This is a genomic window from Mycobacterium sp. (assembly GCF_049673265.1).
Lineage (GTDB): Bacteria > Actinomycetota > Actinomycetes > Mycobacteriales > Mycobacteriaceae > Mycobacterium.
This window is the reverse complement of the sequence record NZ_JBATXN010000264.1, coordinates 1-2,510: the sequence shown is the minus strand read 5'-3', so window position 1 is coordinate 2,510 and position 2,510 is coordinate 1. Positions and strand designations below refer to the sequence as shown.

General features: G+C 65.3%; 2 protein-coding genes. Both read right to left on the bottom strand.

Going from position 1 to position 2,510, the window contains the following annotated elements:
- Window positions 1-1,217: dephospho-CoA kinase (gene coaE, locus WBF82_RS09305; protein WP_424382759.1), on the bottom strand; the 1,217-nt coding region annotated here is incomplete at its 3' end.
- Window positions 1,218-1,223: 6 nt separating this feature from the next.
- Window positions 1,224-2,510: 30S ribosomal protein S1 (rpsA, locus tag WBF82_RS09300; RefSeq protein ID WP_424382758.1), on the bottom strand; the 1,287-nt coding region annotated here is incomplete at its 5' end.

The window sequence follows — 2,510 nt, the reverse complement described above, 5'->3', positions numbered from 1 at the left end:
GGCCGCCAACCCGATCGGTCGGCCCAGTCCCACGCCCGGCCGTATGCCTCGGAGAACCACGGCTCCTTGACCGCCAGATACCGTTCGATGTCTCCGTCCGGGGATGCTGCCTGCTCCGCACTGCGTTTGACAGCCAGGTACTCGTCGCGGACTTCGGGATTGGCTTTCAGCCAGTCGACGAACAGCAGGGCGAATTGCTGATCGGGCCAGCCGTCCACCCGCAGGTGTACCAATGTCGGGCGTCCGGGATCTGCCGACGCATGAAGCCGCTTGTGCCACAACGTCGGATCGTCATTGTGGTCGTAGCGGTCCACGGTGCTGCGGGCATCGGCCTTGATGATGTCGCTGCAGACATTCTCGACGCGTGGATAACCCGCGGATAGTAAGGCGGCATCGAGTTCGTCTGCCACCGCGAGAGATTCGACGGTGATCTGAATGTCGATCGCGTCCTTCGCGGCCAGCCCGGGAACCGCGGTGGAACCGATGTGATCAACGCGCGACGCCTTTGCGCCACACGCGGCCTTGAGACGGGCGAGGATGCGCGCAGCCTGGTCGGGCCAGGCCAGATCGGCCGGCACCAGTCGGACTGCGGGGCGAACGACGCGACCAGCGCTGAGATTGTTGGCGAACGGCATGATGCGCATGTCCCACACCGCACGAGCGCGCTCGGCCAACGCTTCTGGGGTACTCGAATTGTCCAGCCAGACATCGGCAACCGCGCGACGCTGGTCATCGGAAGCCTGTGCGGCGATACGCGCGCGGGCGTCGTCCTCAGCCATGCCGCGCTGGTCGACCAGCCGCGCCATCCGCATTTCCGCGTCGGCGTACACCACGACGACCAAAGGGAACAACGGCGCCATCCCCGACTCCACCAGCAGCGGGATGTCCTCCACCACCACCGAATCGTCCGGCACCGCGGCGATCAGCTCGGCGCGACGCTTACCCACCAGCGGATGAACGATTCCGTTGAGGGTGGCCCTGGTCTCGTCGCTGCTGAATGCCTTGGCCGCCAACGCCGGACGATCCAGCGCGCCGTCGGGCTGCAGAATGTCATCGCCGAACGCGTCGACGAGTGCGGCCAATCCTTCGGTGCCGGGCTCGACCACCTCGCGGGCGATCACGTCACCGTCGACGACCACCCCGCCGCACTGCGAAAAGGTGGACGACACCGCCGACTTACCAGCGCCGATACCGCCGGTCAGCCCGATCCGAAGCATGCCTGGTTAGGCGCTACCGGCGAGCTTCTCCCGCAGGGCGGCGAGTTGCGCGTCGCTGGCCAGCGAGCCGCCGCTCTGCTGTTCTTCGCCAGACGAGCCGTTGGCCTGCGGATGCTCGGCAGCGGCGGCATCGGCCGCGGCGAACTTCTCCATCTGCGTGGTGTGCATCTTGTGCCGGCGCTCGGCCTCGGCGTAGCGGGCCTCCCATTCGGTGCGCTGGGTGTCGAAACCATCTAGCCACTCGTTGGTTTCGGCGTCGAAGCCCTCCGGGAAGATGTAGTTGCCCTGCTCGTCGTAGCTGTCGGCCATGCCGTACTTGGCGGGGTCGAACTCCTCGGTGTAGTCCTCGTTGGCCTGCTTGAGCGACAACGAAATCCGGCGTCGCTCCAGGTCGATGTCGATGACCTTGACCATCGCATCGTCGCCGACGGCAACCACCTGGTCGGGCACCTCGACGTGCCGCTCGGCCAGCTCGGAGATGTGCACCAGACCTTCGATGCCCTCCTCAACCCGCACGAACGCACCGAACGGAACGAGCTTGGTGACCTTGCCCGGCACGATCTGGCCGATGGCATGCGTGCGGGCGAAGTGCCGCCACGGGTCTTCCTGAGTTGCTTTGAGCGACAACGAAACCCGCTCGCGGTCCATGTCGACGTCGAGCACCTCCACGGTGACCTCGTCACCGACCTGAACCACCTCGGACGGGTGGTCGATGTGCTTCCAGGACAGCTCGGAGACGTGCACCAGACCGTCAACACCGCCGAGGTCGACGAACGCGCCGAAGTTGACGATGGAGGACACCACACCCTTGCGGATGGCGCCCTTTTGCAGCTGGTTGAGGAACTCGCTGCGCACCTCGGACTGCGTCTGCTCCAGCCAGGCGCGTCGGGAAAGCACCACGTTGTTGCGGTTCTTGTCCAGCTCGATGATCTTGGCTTCGATCTCCTTGCCGATGTACGGCTGCAAATCGCGGACCCGCCGCATCTCAACCAGCGAAGCGGGTAGGAAGCCGCGCAGCCCGATGTCGAGGATCAGGCCGCCCTTGACGACCTCGATGACGGTGCCCTTGACGGCCTCGTCTTTCTCCTTGAGTTCCTCGATGGTGCCCCAGGCGCGCTCGTACTGGGCGCGCTTCTTGGACAGGATCAGCCGGCCCTCTTTGTCCTCCTTGGTGAGGACCAGGGCTTCGACCTCATCGCCCACGGAAACGACCTCGTTGGGGTCGACGTCGTGCTTGATGGACAGTTCGCGGGAGGGGATGACCCCTTCGGTTTTGTAGCCGATGTCGAGCAG